12 protein-coding genes and 1 pseudogene are annotated in these 18,974 nt (G+C 48.4%); 12 read left to right on the top strand and 1 reads right to left on the bottom strand.

What is annotated here, in order from left to right:
* Positions 1 to 196 precede the first annotated feature (196 nt).
* The 12 genes and pseudogenes from J2Y91_RS22255 to J2Y91_RS23150 all read left to right on the top strand — a co-directional run.
* A complete protein-coding gene (locus J2Y91_RS22255) occupies positions 197 to 4,168 on the top strand; it encodes an RHS repeat protein (protein WP_133625144.1) in 3,972 nt (1,323 codons plus the stop codon).
* Between the two features lie 80 nt (positions 4,169 to 4,248).
* Positions 4,249 to 5,520: an RHS repeat-associated core domain-containing protein gene (locus tag J2Y91_RS22250; protein ID WP_133625145.1), complete on the top strand. Its 1,272-nt coding sequence runs from the start codon at positions 4,249 to 4,251 to the stop codon at positions 5,518 to 5,520.
* Between the two features lie 461 nt (positions 5,521 to 5,981).
* Positions 5,982 to 7,253 carry an RHS repeat-associated core domain-containing protein gene (locus J2Y91_RS22245; RefSeq protein WP_133625146.1) on the top strand — a complete coding sequence of 424 codons (1,272 nt, stop codon included), beginning with the start codon at positions 5,982 to 5,984 and terminating at the stop codon, positions 7,251 to 7,253.
* Complete coding sequence (locus J2Y91_RS22240) at positions 7,220 to 7,648, top strand: glycoside hydrolase family 19 protein (RefSeq protein ID WP_133625147.1); 429 nt, start codon at positions 7,220 to 7,222, stop codon at positions 7,646 to 7,648. Before J2Y91_RS22245 ends, J2Y91_RS22240 begins: the two co-directional genes overlap by 34 nt.
* A 437-nt stretch (positions 7,649 to 8,085) precedes the next feature.
* Positions 8,086 to 9,105: a hypothetical protein gene (locus tag J2Y91_RS22235; protein WP_253539673.1), complete on the top strand. Its 1,020-nt coding sequence runs from the start codon at positions 8,086 to 8,088 to the stop codon at positions 9,103 to 9,105.
* A gap of 28 nt (positions 9,106 to 9,133) precedes the next feature.
* The gene (locus J2Y91_RS22230) at positions 9,134 to 10,366 is read left to right on the top strand and encodes a hypothetical protein (protein WP_253539671.1); all 1,233 of its coding nucleotides are present in this window, start codon (positions 9,134 to 9,136) and stop codon (positions 10,364 to 10,366) included.
* A gap of 212 nt (positions 10,367 to 10,578) precedes the next feature.
* On the top strand, positions 10,579 to 10,968 hold the full coding sequence (locus tag J2Y91_RS22225) for a hypothetical protein (RefSeq protein ID WP_166643219.1): 390 nt from the start codon (positions 10,579 to 10,581) through the stop codon (positions 10,966 to 10,968).
* Positions 10,952 to 11,512, top strand: coding sequence for a hypothetical protein (locus J2Y91_RS22220; RefSeq protein ID WP_133625151.1), 561 nt, complete (start codon positions 10,952 to 10,954; stop codon positions 11,510 to 11,512). Before J2Y91_RS22225 ends, J2Y91_RS22220 begins: the two co-directional genes overlap by 17 nt.
* Before the next feature lie 80 nt (positions 11,513 to 11,592).
* Positions 11,593 to 12,876 (top strand): RHS repeat-associated core domain-containing protein, encoded by a 1,284-nt coding sequence (locus J2Y91_RS22215; protein ID WP_133625152.1) that lies wholly within the window; start codon positions 11,593 to 11,595, stop codon positions 12,874 to 12,876.
* 247 nt (positions 12,877 to 13,123) lie between these two features.
* Positions 13,124 to 14,398 carry an RHS repeat-associated core domain-containing protein gene (locus tag J2Y91_RS22210; protein ID WP_133625153.1) on the top strand — a complete coding sequence of 425 codons (1,275 nt, stop codon included), beginning with the start codon at positions 13,124 to 13,126 and terminating at the stop codon, positions 14,396 to 14,398.
* A 236-nt stretch (positions 14,399 to 14,634) separates the two neighbouring features.
* Positions 14,635 to 14,901: a hypothetical protein gene (locus tag J2Y91_RS23155; RefSeq protein WP_413449709.1), complete on the top strand. Its 267-nt coding sequence runs from the start codon at positions 14,635 to 14,637 to the stop codon at positions 14,899 to 14,901.
* A gap of 664 nt (positions 14,902 to 15,565) precedes the next feature.
* Positions 15,566 to 15,859 (top strand): annotated as a pseudogene (locus tag J2Y91_RS23150) (Tn3 family transposase); the annotation flags it as partial.
* Here J2Y91_RS23150 and J2Y91_RS22200 read toward each other — a convergent pair.
* Complete coding sequence (locus J2Y91_RS22200) at positions 15,857 to 18,823, bottom strand: Tn3 family transposase (RefSeq protein WP_253539668.1); 2,967 nt, start codon at positions 18,821 to 18,823, stop codon at positions 15,857 to 15,859. The pseudogene J2Y91_RS23150 and the gene J2Y91_RS22200 sit on opposite strands and share 3 nt — an antisense overlap.
* Between the last annotated feature and the right edge of the window lie 151 nt (positions 18,824 to 18,974).

Genomic DNA, 18,974 nt, shown 5'->3' with positions numbered 1-18,974 from the left:
TTATTTTCAGGCACCTGTCTCTTCAGGTGCTTTTTACTTATGTAATCAAAGTGGTTATTTCGCTTGTGTTATCAATCACTTCAGGTCAAGTTAATTTATCATTTATGACTTCTGCTGCGCATACTCATATGAATTTGTGCAATGGACCATACTCCGTATGACGTTTATTTTAATTCTTTAGCAAAGGTATAATTCAATGTTGAAGCAGAATATTGGAATACAAGACTATTCCATCATGGATACAGGGGCCGTACATTCGACTGCACAAAATTTTCTCAGCAGTATTGAGGCTGGTGTTGACCCGCGTACGGGACTTTACTCTGCATCAATTTCTCTGCCTGTTGGTGAAGGTAATTGTCTGCGTGGACCTGGCTCTGTAGTCTCCCTTTCATTTAGTGCACTGAACAACCGTAACACAGGTTTTGGCGTTGGCTGGGGATTATCTGTTACCAGTCTGGATTTGTCTGCAAATCTTCTGCAGCTTTCTTCAGGCGAGCGTTTCCGTATTGACCCCTGGACTCAGGGCGAGGAATGTACTTTTCCCGATCGTAAACTTGACTCGTTTTCATTGATTGTTGAGAACCCGTATCGGGCCGTTATTTCACATTACAGTTCAGGAATAATCGAGATCCTTGAAGCGCCTGATGGAGGAAGCCGCTTAGTCACAACAAACCTCATTGGCACAGATGGCAGCAGCATTTTCATGGAATGGCAGTCTTTCGGTACAGACGATATCAGGCTGATTTCTATTTATGATGATAATAAAACCGCTCTCCTGAACGTGGATTATGATTTCGTTTCGTCTCTGACGCTGCACCCAAACACTAGTTATGCCACCCAGATGTTGTTTCATTGTGAAAATGAGCGCCTCGTCCGCATCTCACTACCCACTCTTCAGACTTATAACGCATATCAGGTTAAAGCGCATGAAGAAGTTGAATGGAATTTCACTTATGAAACCACATCGTCACCAAGCTTATTGCTCCTGAATTCAGTTACCCAGCCTTTTGGAGCCCATGAACGGGTGCAGTACGATGAATCTGCCATGACACTTCCTTCCGGTGCTCCACGCAGTACTATGCCCGCAGTGATACTTCGCACGCTCTGGGAAGATGACTCTTTAAACAGAAAAGTCCATGAAAGTCAGTTCCAGTATAATCTGAACGGTAATTCAAACTACTATGGTTATCCGGCAATCAGCAACTGGCGCGACAGTGAAGATAATCTGCTTCACTGGACTGGCCGCGAGGATTTTATTTACGGCTCTACTGAAACGCTATATGACAGTGACGATAACCCGCTATGCATTACTGAACGTCAATACAACCGCTTTCATCTGATCACCCGTGAGACGTCGAGCTATACTGATTATGTACATGAAGTTTTAACAACCTATCACGACGATGTGACTCAGCCATTTGAAGCCCAGCTACCCTATTGCCAGTTACCCCGCACGGTTATGACGCGACAATGGATGACCAGTGCTCCCGAAACCGTATTAATCACAGAGGTTACAACCACCTATGATGAGTATGGTAATCTTAAAACACGTTACGACAGCGCAAGTGGTCAAACCGTTGCAAGAGAATATTATCCGCCTGCCGGTGCAAGCTGTCCGGCTGGTACAGAGCTGTGTCCTCCAGATCCGCACGGTAAGGTCCACCGACTCAAATCGCTTACACTGATGCCTGATGAACGAGGTGGCCCCGTTCGTCAGACAAACTATGTTTATACCCGCGTTCCGTTGCGCGAAGGTATTCAACAACGTACAGGCTATGCCCATAAGACAGAGTATTATATCCAGGCCAGTGGCGAAACTGTCTGGGCTACAGAGAATGGGACAACAAGGCTTATTGAAGAGAATAAGCAATATTTTTATACCGACGGGGGGGAGCAGCATGGAAGTTTACTGGAAGAGCGATCAACCCGAAATGGTCATACTGCCAAGCGAGAATACCGCTATGTCCTGGATCGTGTTGCCGGAGAACTGAATACTTATACCACTCTGACCACTCATGACGGGATCTGTGTAACCACATCTGAAACCCGGCAATTACAGACTGGCCTGACCTTAAGCACTGTGGGGTTGAATAATACGGAGACCCGCATTAGCTACGACGCACTCGGTCGTAAGGTCTCTATAAATTCAATGCCAGGAACTGAGTTTGAAGCCATAACGTCGTGGAAATACCAGATGCAGAAAGGGGAAGCCTGGCAGCAAACAACAGATCCTACGGGCCTCGTATATTACACCCGATTTGACAGTCTGGGACGCCCCGTTGTACTTGACGCTCCGGGACATGATGGTGTACCGGTAATAGTTAAAACGAGTGAATATAATTCGCTTGGCCAAGTTATTGCGGAAACTGAGGTCGATCCGGGGATGCCGGGTATTGACCCACTGCATTTAAAAACGAGTTATGAATATAACAGTCTAGGTGAAATCCGGCGTGAAATTCGACCTGACGGTGTCTGCGCTGTTCAGGAAACAGAATTCACCCTAAAGAATGGTCAGGTTGTCGTCAGTACTCTGGCCTGGCTTGAGGATCCTAACGGAGAAGAAACAGCCTATACCCTCACAGAAAAAAGCGCCGATGGAACAACGCTGCGTACTGAGAGAGGCAAACGTGACTGCAAACGTCTTCGTCATCCGGCAAATGAGATGAGCTGGACTTATGACGGACTGGGTCGTTGTCTGAGCTTAACTGACGCATGCGGACAAATTACTCTCCAGCGCTGGGATGATGAAGATCGCCTCATTGAGAGCGTTCTTCCGGATAAAACTTTAGTAAAACGGAGTTACCCGCCACACCTTAGCGACGACTATCCGGAAGCTATTTATGTGCAGCATGCTTCACTGGGAAGTGAACCAGTCATGCTGGGCCGTCGTGTCTACGATGGTCTGGGACGCGTGCTTACGGAGGAGGTGGGTGGCTCAGTCAGTTACAATATCTATGAAGATGTACAAATGAGCCCGGCCAGTACTATTCGTGCTGACGGATCCGAATTGAAAATGGTTTGGGAATCCGCACTGGGTGAAGCCCCATTAACGCTTTCTTCAGGTAATGATAACCAGCCTTATGTAGAAAACCAGTATCATCCCTTAACTGGCCGCCTGATTAAAACTCAGACCAGCGGGGGGGCTGTAAAACTGACATATGATTTGCTGGGGAATGTGATGCATGCCGATCATGCTATTATCGGTGACCAGAAACGGCAGGTTACACAGACAGTAACGCCAGGCGGACGGCTCATGCAGATTAAGGCTCAGGATGGCGTGACTACAACTTATCTGTATGACCAGCTTGGTCGTTTAGTCAGTCAAAAGGATACAGATGTCGAAGTTAATCTTTTTTACGACAGCCTGGGACGCGAAAAGGAGCGTACGGTAATTTCTGCTGATAACGGTAACCGAATTACGACCTTTACTGCTTATGACGAATTTGGCAGGCCGGCGCAGCAAACCTGGGTAATTAGTACGCTTGCCGGCGATACCACACGCTCTGTATTCTTTATGTACAGAGCAGACAATAAGCTCGTATCAAAACGCCTGGAGGATAGTGCCGGAAATATCCTGCGCGAGGAGAAAATGGAATATGATATGCGTGGGCGTCTTGTATGCCACAGTATTCTTGCTTTTGATGATGCAGAGTGGCCTCAAGATGAACAAGGCTCACTTTATCAAAAACAAGAGTTTGTATATGATGCACTGGATAATTTATTAACGGTCACCACTGAATTCCTGGATAATACGGTAAATGTCACCACCTATGGCTACGATTCTGCTGATCCTGTAAAACTGATTTGTGTTGAGAACAGCCGGGCGGGTTATCCGGGGCATAACTCTCCTCTCATTCTGCGTTATGACGAAGAGGGTAATGTGACAAATGATGGTGACGGACTCAATTTTTATTATGATAACCTTGGTCTGCTAAGCCGTATCCAGAGTGATGATGAAACACAATGCACTGAATACGAATATGGACCTGATGGAAAAGCGTGCAGGGTAGCTGAAGGAGATAGTCATGTTTATAGATATTATAAAGATGGCAAACTTCGCTGTGAAATGAGGGGTGATAAAAGCACCCGATTTATTAGGTGTGGGGAAATGACTATAGGGGAAAGTTTTATGGTTGATGCAGAAAATGAGCTTCACACTGAAGAATAACCTGAAGGTCTGATTCTTTATATTGAATAACCTGCGTTTCTGGTAATGTGGGTTATTCCGCCTTTTTAACAGAGGAAATAATGGATATGCATAATTATATCACCCAAGTTCCTATTATGCCGGGACCGGCTCTGCGTTCACGACAGACCCTGCTGTACGGCACAGACCCCCAGGGCTCCGTCACTGCGGAGGCCGGTCTCCGCACCGCCCTCCCCGTCTACGGGGCCTGGGGCACCCGCCGCCCCGGCGGCGCCACCGGACGTACCGCCTTTGCCGGCGAAGTCCGTGAGAACCACGACCTGTACCGGCTCGGTAACCGCCTCTACAGCCCACGCCTGCGCCGCTTCCTCTCCGCCGACCCCCTGAGTCCTTTCGGGGCTGGCGGTCTTAACCGCTATGCCTACTGTGGCGGGGACCCGGTTAACCGTATTGACCCGACGGGCAACAGCTGGCTTGACTGGCTCGGGGCCGCCCTGGGCATTGTCGGCGCTGTGGTGGGCACGGTGGTGACCGGTGGAGCCCTGCTCGGGGCCGCCGCTGTTGCTGCGACAGGCAGCCTGGCGGCGGCCATGTCCACCGCATCAGGCCTCGCCCTGACCGCCGGTCTTGCGCTGGATGTTGTCTCGCTGGCTGCCGAGGTGGGAGCGACCGTGGCGCTGGCCACAGGGGATAAAAAGGCAATGAATATCCTGGGCTGGGTGGCATTCGGTACCGGTCTTGCCTCTGCCGGGGCCGCTATGGTCCCCCGTGCTGGTAAGGCTGTGGCTCGTACCGGTCGCTTTGTGGGCCGCTGGCAACATCGGCTGCAGCATGCCGGCGGCAGGACGCGCAGAAAAGCATTTTCTGAAAGTTTGCATCAAAGCCCTGGTACGTCCGAAAATATAGTACGTATTGGTTACCATGGTACCAGTCAGAACAATGCGGCTAAAATCATTGAAAGCGGCTTCACAAAGGATCTGTTTCTGACAGATAGTTATTTGAATGCAAATAAATACGCCCTTGTCGCAGCAGACAGTAATTCCTCATCTCCTGTCGTGCTTGCTGCATCAGCAAATAAAAACGATATCCAAAATATAACAGCAGTACAGGTTAAGGCCTCTAACAGTTCGTATGTTCCTGAAGTGAAAGTTGATAAAAATTCACTTCGCTTTATAAATTTTGATAATGAAACGGATACAAATGCAGTTATGGACAATTTTTTCGAATTCTGGTATGAAAAAACTCCAAACCCATTAGAACGGCTTAACAGTGTTCAGCTTGAAAGGCTTCAGAGGCTAGGGGCGGAGGCGATTAATCGAGAAAACAGACGCGCAGGATGCTTTGGGTTTTTGAATTTTTTTCGCAAGAGGTAGGGGCGACTACCCCAGAGATTTACTGCTCGTTTAAAAGTTTAAGCTCACATTAGCAGGATTAATTAGACCAGACATTAATTCCAGACCATTATGCGATTTCACTTTTATAACAAAACATTATGCCGAGAATGTGCGTCATCGCCTTAATGCTTTCACCTTTAATTACTTTTGGGCCACAATATGTGTATCCAGAAAATGAAATTATCAATCCTCGTAAATTAGGGTTCTGGCCGCCAAATTTTAGTATATTGAGATAGTGGCCAGAAAATAGAAGCAAACAATACACCCATGCTTTAAATTGTGGTGTTTTATAAAACCGCCAGAGTGCTATATATTTATCAATTCTAATTGAAGTGCTTTAATCATGATGTGCTTCCGCAACTGAGTTACTGGATTAGTAAAAAAGTCGAATTCCTTTGTGCTATTCATGGCATAATATGATATTAAGCAAGGATTAAAAGATGCATAGAAAAATTATAATTCCTATTATGCCGGGACCGGCTCTGCGTTCACGACAGACCCTGCTGTACGGCACAGACCCCCAGGGCTCCGTCACTGCGGAGGCCGGTCTCCGCACCGCCCTCCCCGTCTACGGGGCCTGGGGCACCCGCCGCCCCGGCGGCGCCACCGGACGTACCGCCTTTGCCGGCGAAGTCCGTGAGAACCACGACCTGTACCGGCTCGGTAACCGCCTCTACAGCCCACGCCTGCGCCGCTTCCTCTCCGCCGACCCCCTGAGTCCTTTCGGGGCTGGCGGTCTTAACCGCTATGCCTACTGTGGCGGGGACCCGGTTAACCGTATTGACCCGACGGGCAACAGCTGGCTTGACTGGCTCGGGGCCGCCCTGGGCATTGTCGGCGCTGTGGTGGGCACGGTGGTGACCGGTGGAGCCCTGCTCGGGGCCGCCGCTGTTGCTGCGACAGGCAGCCTGGCGGCGGCCATGTCCACCGCATCAGGCCTCGCCCTGACCGCCGGTCTTGCGCTGGATGTTGTCTCGCTGGCTGCCGAGGTGGGAGCGACCGTGGCGCTGGCCACAGGGGATAAAAAGGCAATGAATATCCTGGGCTGGGTGGCATTCGGTACCGGTCTTGCCTCTGCCGGGGCCGCTATGGTCCCCCGTGCTGGTAAGGCTGTGGCTCGTACCGGTCGCTTTGTAGGCCGCTGGCAACATCGGCTGCAGCATGCCGGCGGCAGGGCGCGCAGGCATGGGGTAGTATTGATGGCTCCAGAAGCCGGTAATTCGGCACTGGAGCAACTTCCCTCTGTGGCTTTCCGGAAAATCCTTGAAAACCTTCCCGGCAGGGACATGGCAAATCTGGCAGCAACATCCTCAACGATGGCCAGCAAAGTCGCAAATAATATCCCACCAATAACGATAAATCGGATTTTTAACCCGGAGGTGATTAAGAATCCAGTCCGCGTAGGGTATACCAGTAATCCGCGGCTACATTTTGAACAAGATTATCACACCCTGCGTGCGCAGAAGGCCCTGCTTGGCCAGACGCAAGGTGTACATGCAGGAAGGTTGCAGGCGATGCTAATGGAGCAAGGCATACCACCTGCAAGCATATCTGTTAATAAATATATGGCTCCGCCGGGGTATATTCACGCAAAGGCATTTAGTCATGATAATCAATTCCTTTACAGGACTCTTGATTTTGAAGAAATTCGGTCAAGGAGTCGTACAGAGAGGCTAAGATGGAACTGGTTTCATCCGGATGCACTGCCTTAGTTTTACAACGCTCAATAACCCATCATTTTTTTACGAAAGGTACATCCCCGATAAAGGGTGAGGAAGATATTGTTTATGGTAACAGATACGGTAACAATGCTAATGGAGATGGCTGGAAATATCGTGGGCGAGGGCTAAAGCAATTAACTTTTCGCTGGAATTATATTGCATGTGGCGAAGATTTGGGACTCGATCTTGAGGAAAAACCAGAACTACTCTTAGATCCTATTAACGCTGCATGTTCTGCGGGCTGGTTCTGGAAAAACAATAATTGTAACTACTTTGCTGACAGGAATGATATTAGCGGTCTGACGCGGCGTATTAATGGCGGATTTAATGGGCTTAAGTTAAGAACGCAACATACAAACAGAGCAATTGCTGCACTTACTCCATGATGCCCTCACTTCTGATTATTAGAGAGTTAGAGGGTTTCTATACTGAATTTTAAATTGATTCACCGGATTAAAAACATATTTATTTAATAATTCTTTAGTTCCAATCATTGTTTATGTTGAAAGTAATTATAAAGGAAAGTCTTCAATTTATTTTAGATGCCTAATCAATCACTGATTAAAAATATGCGAAACTTCTGGGTCAAGCTCTAAGGAAATAAATCAACCTGAAATACCAATAATTACCCTGCTTTAGATGGTTGTGAGTCTTTAATAGCCATGCGCTATCATTTTTATTTTTTAAGAATAATTTGGTTTGGGAGGGTTGTTTTTTAAATTCTTACAATGCCAGTTTTTAGAGTAATGAATGGTGTCCGATAGAACATCATTATTTCAATCTGTATGTGGCTTTAGTTTTTTTATAATTTAAAGGAGAACATGTGTTAAATAGTGATTTTAATAATAGTAATCAGACCTGGGTAATTGATCGGCCTGAAGTAACTATTTCTAATCCACATGTTACAGGTAATGGGAACCAGCAGGTTCTGGTCCGCTTTTATGTGGAAGCCCGCGTCGGAAAGGACCCTGTTAAACTAACGGGATCTGAAAAAGACAAATTATGTCTTGTCGATTACTATGATAAAGAAACAGTTATCCCCTTTGATAAATACAATGAGCTTGGATGGAAAGCTTCCCGGATACGTGATATTCGTTTTGACTACTATCAAGCTTCAGTTACGGGTGTAAAATCAAATAGTCAGGGCACTATGGCCGGAGGTGAGGTTTTTGATTTTTATCTTTCCTGCAATGACCCCTATGCATCACCTCTTAAAATTGCTGTTAAAGTTACTGGCGATAATGGAAAGGTTTTTATTACTAACGGTGAGTCGTTTGATTCTTCTGGTGAACCTATGACTCCTGTGTTCCCCTTACCGCTGACACCAGAGATTAACGTACATCCACCAGTTTATTACGACGCTTCTCGTTTTTTACTGGGATCGCCTGTTGACATCATTGATTCGACTGATATCCCACAGGCGGCTATTTTCAATCAGGGTATTTTTCTTTCTCTCTCACCGGATGGCTCCCGCCAGCTCGCATTGCGTAAACTTGATGCGGATCCTGCGGGTATGATCCACTGGCAAACACCTGATGTTGATGACCGCACCCCCTGTTTCATTGGTTTCGCCAGTCCTGGCGAAACCCTCATTCAGTGGAATTCAGACGAAAATCAGGTCCCGACAGGCAGTCAGCCACTTCCTGAATTAACAAAAAGTTATACAGACCCCAATAAATGCATGATCGTTATGTGCGGGCGGAATGACATCAGGCAAGGCGATTATCCTTCTGGTTTTGGCGGACCATGTTTACTTAGCGTTACTGACATTCATGGCACTACGCATAAGCTAAAAATCTTATTCGTTGCCGATCAACGAAACGAAATTATTATTTCAGACTAATTTTTACCACAATCATATGTGAGGATTTATGGAACAATTTAATAACTCTCCCAATGCAGCAACATCCTGGGCCCAGATTGATAAATTCAAAATTCGGCATGTTCATCAGCCAGAATTTGATGGTTCCGTTAAGTTATTCAACAATGGGCGTCAGCAATTAACATTTGAAATTGATGTTCGTGCACTGGATGCCAGTGGAAAGGAGGTACTTTTAAACCCTGAAGCCCTTTCATATATTCGCTTAATTGATTATCATACTGGAGAAGAAATTCCGCACGGTAATGGTTTCACGGGTAACTGGTACAGCTCTTTCACTCATCGTGGCTATGAATGGAACCACGATATTCTTTCTTATATCGGACTATCAGCAACAGAAAATACTGAAGAGAATTCCTATAAAATTCCTAATGAAGAAGATATCCCTAAAGAATTGTCAGCAACCGGAGTTATCTTACGCGATCTGCCTGTTTCTGTTGAACGTGCCGCTGAACCAGACCTTGTAAAAATGAGTCCTGTTACCAAGCTTTTTTTATCATGTTCAGCACCATCCGGAATTAATCGAACTTTTGCAGCTAAGATTACCAGCCCGGATGGGTCCATTACTGTTACGACGAACAGTCGCGAAGCACCGGAAGGGGATCCGTCCGGTGACGGCCAGGGGAAATTTAATAGCTTTGTAACCGTCATCCCGGTACAGCTGAAAAATTTTGATATCTCCTGTTATTGTGAATTGCTTGAAGTTGGTGGTGAAGATGTACTTAGAAATCAGTTAGTGCATGATGCAAAATTTAGTTTTTTCTACGAAGGAAAGTTGTATTGTGAACCTGTAAATGGGATGATTATTGATTTTAACCTTGCCTTAAACTATCCCGGATACCATACGTACTTTTCTTTATATAATGACGCTGGCAAAAATGACGGTGTTGAATTAATGTACACGTATGTTGGTCAGCCGGGAGAGGAACAATATAAGCATAACTGGCCGAAATATATAACATATAATGGTGAACATGATGTTATGAGCACTGACGAATTTACCAGATACCATTTCAACAGAGTTGGTCGCCCTGAAAAGGGTAAGGTGATCATAGGCGGAGTTTTTGTGAAGGTGGATTTAGTTCTTGTTAATGAACCATATGGCGGTGCAGTACGTAATTATCAAGAAAAGCTTTATTTATATGATATTTATGGAAACGGTCATCCTGTCGGCATTAAGATCGATAAGACCGGCGTAAGAAATATCGTTCCTTTTAAATGGTGATTATTTTCAGGCACCTGTCTCTTCAGGTGCTTTTTACTTATGTAATCAAAGTGGTTATTTCGCTTGTGTTATCAATCACTTCAGGTCAAGTTAATTTATCATTTATGACTTCTGCTGCGCATACTCATATGAATTTGTGCAATGGACCATACTCCGTATGACGTTTATTTTAATTCTTTAGCAAAGGTATAATTCAATGTTGAAGCAGAATATTGGAATACAAGACTATTCCATCATGGATTAAGGCTCAAGATGGCGTGACTACAACTTATCTGTATGACCAGCTTGGTCGTTTAGTCAGTCAAAAGGATACAGATGTCGAAGTTAATCTTTTTTACGACAGCCTGGGACGCGAAAAGGAGCGTACGGTAATTTCTGCTGATAACGGTAACCGAATTACGACCTTTACTGCTTATGACGAATTTGGCAGGCCAGCGCAGCAAACCTGGGTAATTAGTACGCTTGCCGGCGATACCACACGCTCTGTATTCTTTATGTACAGAGCGGACAATAAGCTCGTATCAAAACGCCTGGAGGATAGTGCCGGAAATATCCTGCGCGAGGAGACAATGGAATATGATATGCGTGGGCGTCTTGTATGACACAGTATTCTTGCTTTTGATGATGCAGAGTGGCCTCAATGAACAAGGCTCACTTTATCAAAAACAAGAGTTTGTATATGATGCACTGGATAATTTATTAACGGTCACCACTGAATTCCTGGATAATACGGTAAATGTCACCACCTATGGCTACGATTCTGCTGATCCTGTAAAACTGATTTGTGTTGAGAACAGCCGGACGGGTTATCCGGGGCATAACTCTCCTCTCATTCTGCGTTATGACGAAGAGGGTAATGTGACAAATGATGGTGACGGACTCAATTTTTATTATGATAACCTTGGTCTGCTAAGCCGTATCCAGAGTGATGATGAAACACAATGCACTGAATACGAATATGGACCTGATGGAAAAGCGTACAGGGTAACTGAAGGAGATAGTCATGTTTATAGATATTATAAAGATGGCAAACTTCGCTGTGAAATGAGGGGTGATAAAAGCACCCGATTTATTAGGTGTGGGGAAATGACTATAGGGGAAAGTTTTATGGTTGATGCAGAAAATGAGCTTCACACTGAAGAATAACCTGAAGGTCTGATTCTTTATATTGAATAACCTGCGTTTCTGGTAATGTGGGTTATTCCGCCTTTTTAACAGAGCAAATAATGGATATGCATAATTATATCACCCAAGTTCCTATTATGCCGGGACCGGCTCTGCGTTCACGACAGACCCTGCTGTACGGCACAGACCCCCAGGGCTCCGTCACTGCGGAGGCCGGTCTCCGCACCGCCCTCCCCGTCTACGGGGCCTGGGGCACCCGCCGCCCCGGCGGCGCCACCGGACGTACCGCCTTTGCCGGCGAAGTCCGTGAGAACCACGACCTGTACCGGCTCGGTAACCGCCTCTACAGCCCACGCCTGCGCCGCTTCCTCTCCGCCGACCCCCTGAGTCCTTTCGGGGCTGGCGGTCTTAACCGCTATGCCTACTGTGGCGGGGACCCGGTTAACCGTATTGACCCGACGGGCAACAGCTGGCTTGACTGGCTCGGGGCCGCCCTGGGCATTGTCGGCGCTGTGGTGGGCACGGTGGTGACCGGTGGAGCCCTGCTCGGGGCCGCCGCTGTTGCTGCGACAGGCAGCCTGGCGGCGGCCATGTCCACCGCATCAGGCCTCGCCCTGACCGCCGGTCTTGCGCTGGATGTTGTCTCGCTGGCTGCCGAGGTGGGAGCGACCGTGGCGCTGGCCACAGGGGATAAAAAGGCAATGAATATCCTGGGCTGGGTGGCATTCGGTACCGGTCTTGCCTCTGCCGGGGCCGCTATGGTCCCCCGTGCTGGTAAGGCTGTGGCTCGTACCGGTCGCTTTGTAGGCCGCTGGCAACATCGGCTGCAGCATGCCGGTGGTAGACCTGGTAAACTTTTACGACAACCAGAGCTGGAGATTAATCGTATTACTTCAGATAGATTATGTGCAATAGAAGAAGGCTTCAGAAGATTTGGAGTCAAGAAAATGGATTACCCTGCATACAGGACAAGGCTCCGCAATACAGCTTTAGCTCCTGTTCCGGAGTATCTTTATCGGGGAGATTCAATGCCTTTAAGCATCGTTACTGCCGGGGATGAAAGTCGTGATGACAGGATGGTTCTTGCCCTACTACACAGTGGACGGCAATCGGGTTCAGGAGGAGCAATTCAGTCGTACACTGCCAGTCCTTATGTTGCAGAAAGGTTTGCTAAGCTCCGCGCTGGAGGTCGCGTTCATAGTATTAATACGACTGTTGAAGGACGGCAATTCGTCTCTACAGCGTACATACTTGAATATCATGCACAACGTTTAGTTGATCAAAAGTTAATACGCGGCGGAACAGTGGCTCAGGCAGTATTTTATTATTTGTCAAGCAATGAGCAGGAGTACTTCTGGCTGACAACAAAAAGCCCTTTGCAATAAATTGATTACGTCCGTCAACAAATAAAAATCATCAATACTTGCCGAGTCAATTATTTAATCAAGAAGGTTTAGATAGATAAACCATATTTTACAACAGCCTATGAAGGGTTTTCTTTCTAAAGAGAAGGTATTGTCTGTGATGTATTATATTTTAGTTCACGGACTGCACACGCTCTAGATATGGCGGTTATTTAGTTATTCTTAGCATGATACCGTTAAGTAATCATTTCTTCATTAAGAGGTAATAATGAATATAGTCAGTTGCAACTTTCCTGCCCCAGCTGTCTGGAGACAGACCCTGCTGTACGGCACAGACCCCCAGGGCTCCGTCACTGCGGAGGCCGGTCTCCGCACCGCCCTCCCCGTCTACGGGGCCTGGGGCACCCGCCGCCCCGGCGGCGCCACCGGACGTACCGCCTTTGCCGGCGAAGTCCGTGAGAACCACGACCTGTACCGGCTCGGTAACCGCCTCTACAGCCCACGCCTGCGCCGCTTCCTCTCCGCCGACCCCCTGAGTCCTTTCGGGGCTGGCGGTCTTAACCGCTATGCCTACTGTGGCGGGGACCCGGTTAACCGTATTGACCCGACGGGCAACAGCTGGCTTGACTGGCTCGGGGCCGCCCTGGGCATTGTCGGCGCTGTGGTGGGCACGGTGGTGACCGGTGGAGCCCTGCTCGGGGCCGCCGCTGTTGCTGCGACAGGCAGCCTGGCGGCGGCCATGTCCACCGCATCAGGCCTCGCCCTGACCGCCGGTCTTGCGCTGGATGTTGTCTCGCTGGCTGCCGAGGTGGGAGCGACCGTGGCGCTGGCCACAGGGGATAAAAAGGCAATGAATATCCTGGGCTGGGTGGCATTCGGTACCGGTCTTGCCTCTGCCGGGGCCGCTATGGTCCCCCGTGCTGGTAAGGCTGTGGCTCGTACCGGTCGCTTTGTAGGCCGCTGGCAACATCGGCTGCAGCATGCCGGCGGCAGGGCGCGCAGGCATGGGGTAGTATTGATGGCTCCAGAAGCCGGTAAATCGGCACTGGAGCAACTTCCCTCTGTGGCTCTTGAGAAAATCATCAAGAGCATACCCGGAAAGGATATTGATAATCTGGCGCTAACATCTAAAACAATGCAGAGAAACATCAATCAATTACCATTGAATATCAATAAAATATTCGATGTTGATTTGGTCAAAAATGCACAAAGTATGGCTGTGGTTAACCCTGGTCCGCATTATCATCCTTCCCAGCATTTAGACCTCGATCGTGCATTCCTGACTGCAGTGAGCGGTTATAATGGCGAGTTATCCGGTGTTTCACGGCACAGATTTCGTTCTGCAGTTGCAGAGGCTGGATTGACGATAGAGGATTTACAACCTATATCCTATATGTGGATGTATGATCTCAGCCTTAATGAAAATGTAAATATGTATATATTTTGGCAAAACTTTAAAGAGGGGCAACATAATCTCAATAGGCTGAGGCAGATATATCGTCCCGATTGGCGTTATTGGTTCCTTCCTGAAGCGCTGCCATGATTTTTTTCTGAATATAAAAAATTAGCAGTCTGGTTGAAGCTGCAGGCTGCTTTTTATTGGTGTTAGCACCATAACGCTTGAATAGGATATTTAATCGATACGTCTATGAATGGTACCGCTTAAAATTTTTTACTTTTGATAAAAATTAGATATTAACCAATTGAACCTTATTGCTCCTGAATTCAGTTACCCAGCCTTTTGGAGCCCATGAACGGGTGCAGTACGATGAATCTGCCATGACACTTCCTTCCGGTGCTCCACGCAGTACTATGCCCGCAGTGATACTTCGCACGCTCTGGGAAGATGACTCTTTAAACAGAAAAGTCCATGCATGGGAGACGCTGGGGCTGGATAATGCACTGGACGTTCTGGATGCCATGTTGGCTGTAATCATCCGTGACGCCAGAAAGATTGGGCAGAAAAAACGGCTCTGTTCGCTGAAGGATCTGGATAAATCAGCACTGGCGCTCGGCAACGCGTGTTCGTACCTGCTGAAAGAATAAACACCGGACGAATCAATCCGGGCTGAGGTGTTCAGCCACATCCCAAGGCTAAAACTGGCCGACATCATCGCGCTTGTCCGTGAAATTGTCCGTCCCTCAGACGATAACTTCCATAATGAAATGGTGGGGCAGTACGATCGGGTTCGTGGTTTCCTGCCTCATCTATTGCATACCGTCAAATTTTCAGCAGCTCCCGTAGAGAGCACTACCCTGACTGCCTGCGATTACCAAAGCCACGAGTTTAGCTCATGACGATAGTATTTTAACGACGCACCAAAGGAAATCATCAGCCTGCCATGGAAACGACTGGTGATTAATATGGAAAATCATATCACCCGGAGGGGATACACGCTGTGCTTTCTCAGTAAAATGCAGGACAGCCTGAGACGGCGGTATGTCTTCGTTACTGTCAGTAACCGGTGGGGAGATCACCGCAAAAAAATTACTATAGGGCGCAGACTGGCAGGCAAACCGGATCAAAGTTTATCGTTCTTTGGGGCACCCGACGAATCCACAAGACACAATAAAATCGCTGGGTCTTCAATTGGACACCCGTTACAGGCTGGTTGCCGCTCGCCTTTGCGAAAATGAGGCAGTTCAGCTGGATATTTCAGGCCCAAAGCCCTGGCTGACAATTTCTCCCCTCGCTAGTTTTGATGAACCTCTGGAACAGGAAACCGGACTGAATCCCACCGAAATGATGACCGATACCGCAGGGACCAGCGATCTTGTTTTTGGCCTTTTCTTGCTGCTGGGATACCAGTTTTCCACGCGTCTGGATGATGCCGGTGCTTCGGTTTTCTGGCGCATTTACAATGACGCTGATTATGGCGTACTGAATGATATTGCCAGAGGGCTGTCAGACCCCCGAAAAATAGTCCTTCAGTGGGACGAAATGATCCGGGCCGCAGACCCCCTGAAATTGGGCAAGGTGCAGGCTTCGGTGTTGCTCCGTTCATGACTGAAAAGTTTTAGCAGGCCTCAGCCGACGAAACTTACCGGAGGCCGGTATTCTGTTGCTTTTCCAGATGTAATCGCCTGTCAGATTGATATGCTCCCAGCCTAACGGCGACAAATGTGACAGCAGTTGCTCGTTGATCTTCATCCCTTTACGCTTCAGGGCATCGACCGCCCTTTCCATATAGACGGTATTCCACAGCGAGATAGCTGCCGTCAGCAGTGTCAGTCCACTGGCGCGATAGCTCTGATTTTCCGGTTTACGATCCCTGATTTCACCTAGACGGTGCAGGAATACCGCGCGCGCCAGCGCGTTACGGGCTTCTCCTTTATTCAGTCCCGCCTGGACCCGCCGACGAAGTGCCGGATCGCGGAACCAGTCGAGCATAAACAGCGTCCGCTCAATGCGGCCAATTTCTCTCAGCGCCTTTGCCAGGCCATTTTGTTTGGGATAGCTGGCCAGTTTTTTCAGCATCAGGGATGCCGTCACGGTTCCCTGCTTTATCGAGGTTGCCAGACGCAGCACTTCACGCCAGTGAAGTTCGATCTCTTTCAGATTCAGGCTGGTCGTTGATATCGGTGACTGAAGCGCCGGGTACTGGTCCGATTTCCCTTTGATAAACAGCTTCTTGTCGTGGAGATCCCTGATTCGCGGACAGAACGCAAATCCCAGCAGATGCATCAGGGCAAAGACATGATCGCTAAAACCAGCGGTATCGGTGTAATGCTCCCTGATTTCCAGGTCGCTTTCGTGATACAGCAAGCCATCGAGGACATGGGTTGAATCCCTGACCCGACTGATTATGCAGGTGTAAAACGGGCTGTATTGATCCGAAATATGGGTATAAAACTGACGCCCAGGCTCCTGCCCATATTTAGGGTTAACCTGCCCTGCGTAGCGGCCTGAGCTGCCTGTTCTGAAATTCTGTCCATCTGATGATGAAGTTGTCCCGTCTCCCCAGAATGCCGCCAGTGGTCTTTTCCCCTGTGCATTTACCAGCTCAGCAAGAGCAGCTGAATAGGTTGCGTCGCGGATGTACCATGCCTGAATATCTTCGAGTGATGATTTGGTGCTACCTGGGCAGGCTTCCGCCATTTTGGTCAGACCAAGATTGATGCCATCCGCAAGAATAGTGGTGAGGAGCAGGCGGGTATCGGGACGGGTAATGTCATTTTTTATATGCGAAAAATGACGGGTAAACGCCGTCCAGCTGTTTACCTCGTCGAGAATTTCCGTGATTTTAGGTCGCGGTAGCATGCTGTAAACCAGCTCTGCCAGCGGTGAAACCTGTGCCGGAACGCAGTTATCCAGCGGAGAGAGTTTTACGCCCCTGTCAGATATTTCCACATCGGGCAGTTCACCAAGGGCAGCCATAGCATTGACCTCTTCAAGTCTGGACTGAAGCAGAGTCATGCGGCTGGTAATGTACTCATGATAATCAGCAGATACGGGCAGTGGCAGCGCCGGTGTGAGGTTGTAAAAGTCTTTTTCGGGAATGAGGTAATCATCAAAATTTTTGTAGCGGCGTGAGCCTTTAACCCAGATGTCCCCGGAGCGCAGCGCCCCCTTAAGCTCGCTGAGCGCACAAAATTCATAATACTGTCGGTCAATACCCGCAGGTGTAATCACCACCTTGCGCCAGCTTTCAGGGACAAACTCAAGCGGCGCTGTCGCCGGAACTTTACGTGACTGCTTCCGGTACATATCCTTGATCACAACCAGCGAATCAGCCAGAGGTTGTGCTGCCGGGGTGGCGACTAACTGTAAAGCAGACAACATGCGCGGGGCATATTTCCGTAATGTGCTGTATTTCTCAGTAATAATATGCAGCGGGTCAAAATTATTTTTTCTGGCGAGATGGCGTGTTTCCTCCAGACTGGCGACAAATTCGGGCCACGGGAGTATGTTTTCTATTGCGAGCCATGGATCGCCACCGGAATCGCGGGCATCAGACAGCGCCTGACCGACATCGATGTACTGCCTCAGTTTGGACTGGATCAGCTTTCCGGTCTGCTGAAGGCGCTCAGCCTGTGTTCTTTTGGCTTTGCTGAACAGGCTGTTCAGCATTCGCTCATGCAGCTCAATCACTTCGTCTGTCAGTGTGGCTCTGGCTTCTTCCAGCACGCAGACCAGGATTGCATGACGGCGGGCTGCTGAAAATCGGGTCAAATCCCGGCTACTCATCTTTCGGCCTTCCCGCGCCAGTTTCAGCAACCGGTTCTGGTGAATGGTACGATCTGTACCTTCAGGTAATGCCAGCGATTCAATGCTGCTGAGCCGATCAAGATGTTGCAGCACGTTCTTACCATTGATTTTACCCGGCGGTTGCAGAAGCCATGTCAGCCTGGAAGGCTGATTGTCTGATGACTCAAGTAAACGATCCAGGGCATCCCTGTGAGCCGGAGTTAACGGGGCATTCAGGGTCTGAAATACGATTTTATCGCCGCCAGCCATGGCCTCCGCACAGGTACGCTCCACGACATCAATCGCGGGGATTATCACGTTGTTCTGCCGGAGCCAGACCAGTAACTCTTCGGCCAGGAGAATACCTTTATCGGTGCGCGTCGCCATCGACAGCAGGTGTGTAATACTGTCCTGCTGTATTTTGCCGGTGAACGCCTTTACGCCAAGATAGCGGTACAGTTCGGTTAAATGCTCACGCCGGGTTGTATCCCTGCCGGAAAGGTAAGCAGGCCAGAGATCCCCGGTAAGTTTTAGCCTGCTGGCGATATGCTTCAGCAGCGCATCAGAGGGTGGGATTTTTTTATCCGGTGCAAAGCCGACATTTTTCAGGTAGCAAAGAAGGACGGCAAAACCAAAACGGCTGGCAGGTTTACGGTGAGCACTGATAAGTGCCAGATCATGCTCACTGAAATAGGCCATTCGGGTCAGCGTTAACTCATCATCTGGCAATGCCAATAATGATTCTCTTTCCGACAGAGAAAGAATCTGCCTCCTTGCCATATAGTTTCCCTCATAAATTATTCAGTGCGGTATTTTTAACAAAAATGCTTATCGCATAAGGGTACACCCTGACGCCATAATCAAAACGTGACGGCACACGATGAATGACACAACCTATATGCGATAGAATAAATGCAATAACCTAAATGAG

The sequence above is a fragment of the Erwinia aphidicola genome (assembly GCF_024169515.1).
Taxonomy (GTDB): domain Bacteria; phylum Pseudomonadota; class Gammaproteobacteria; order Enterobacterales; family Enterobacteriaceae; genus Erwinia; species Erwinia aphidicola.
Note: the sequence above shows the minus strand (reverse complement) of the source record. Positions and strands in the feature narration are given on the sequence as shown.

What these genes read in the sequence shown, in the direction of transcription:
- J2Y91_RS22255 (WP_133625144.1), top strand. Translation starts at nt 197, where the DNA reads ATGTTGAAGCAGAATATTGGAATACAAGACTATTCCATCATGGATACA.
- J2Y91_RS22250 (WP_133625145.1), top strand. Translation starts at nt 4,249, where the DNA reads ATGGATATGCATAATTATATCACCCAAGTTCCTATTATGCCGGGACCG.
- J2Y91_RS22245 (WP_133625146.1), top strand. Translation starts at nt 5,982, where the DNA reads ATGCATAGAAAAATTATAATTCCTATTATGCCGGGACCGGCTCTGCGT.
- J2Y91_RS22240 (WP_133625147.1), top strand. Translation starts at nt 7,220, where the DNA reads ATGGAACTGGTTTCATCCGGATGCACTGCCTTAGTTTTACAACGCTCA.
- J2Y91_RS22230 (WP_253539671.1), top strand. Translation starts at nt 9,134, where the DNA reads ATGGAACAATTTAATAACTCTCCCAATGCAGCAACATCCTGGGCCCAG.
- J2Y91_RS22215 (WP_133625152.1), top strand. Translation starts at nt 11,593, where the DNA reads ATGGATATGCATAATTATATCACCCAAGTTCCTATTATGCCGGGACCG.
- J2Y91_RS22210 (WP_133625153.1), top strand. Translation starts at nt 13,124, where the DNA reads ATGAATATAGTCAGTTGCAACTTTCCTGCCCCAGCTGTCTGGAGACAG.
- J2Y91_RS23155 (WP_413449709.1), top strand. Translation starts at nt 14,635, where the DNA reads ATGACACTTCCTTCCGGTGCTCCACGCAGTACTATGCCCGCAGTGATA.
- J2Y91_RS22200 (WP_253539668.1), bottom strand. Translation starts at nt 18,823, where the DNA reads ATGGCAAGGAGGCAGATTCTTTCTCTGTCGGAAAGAGAATCATTATTG.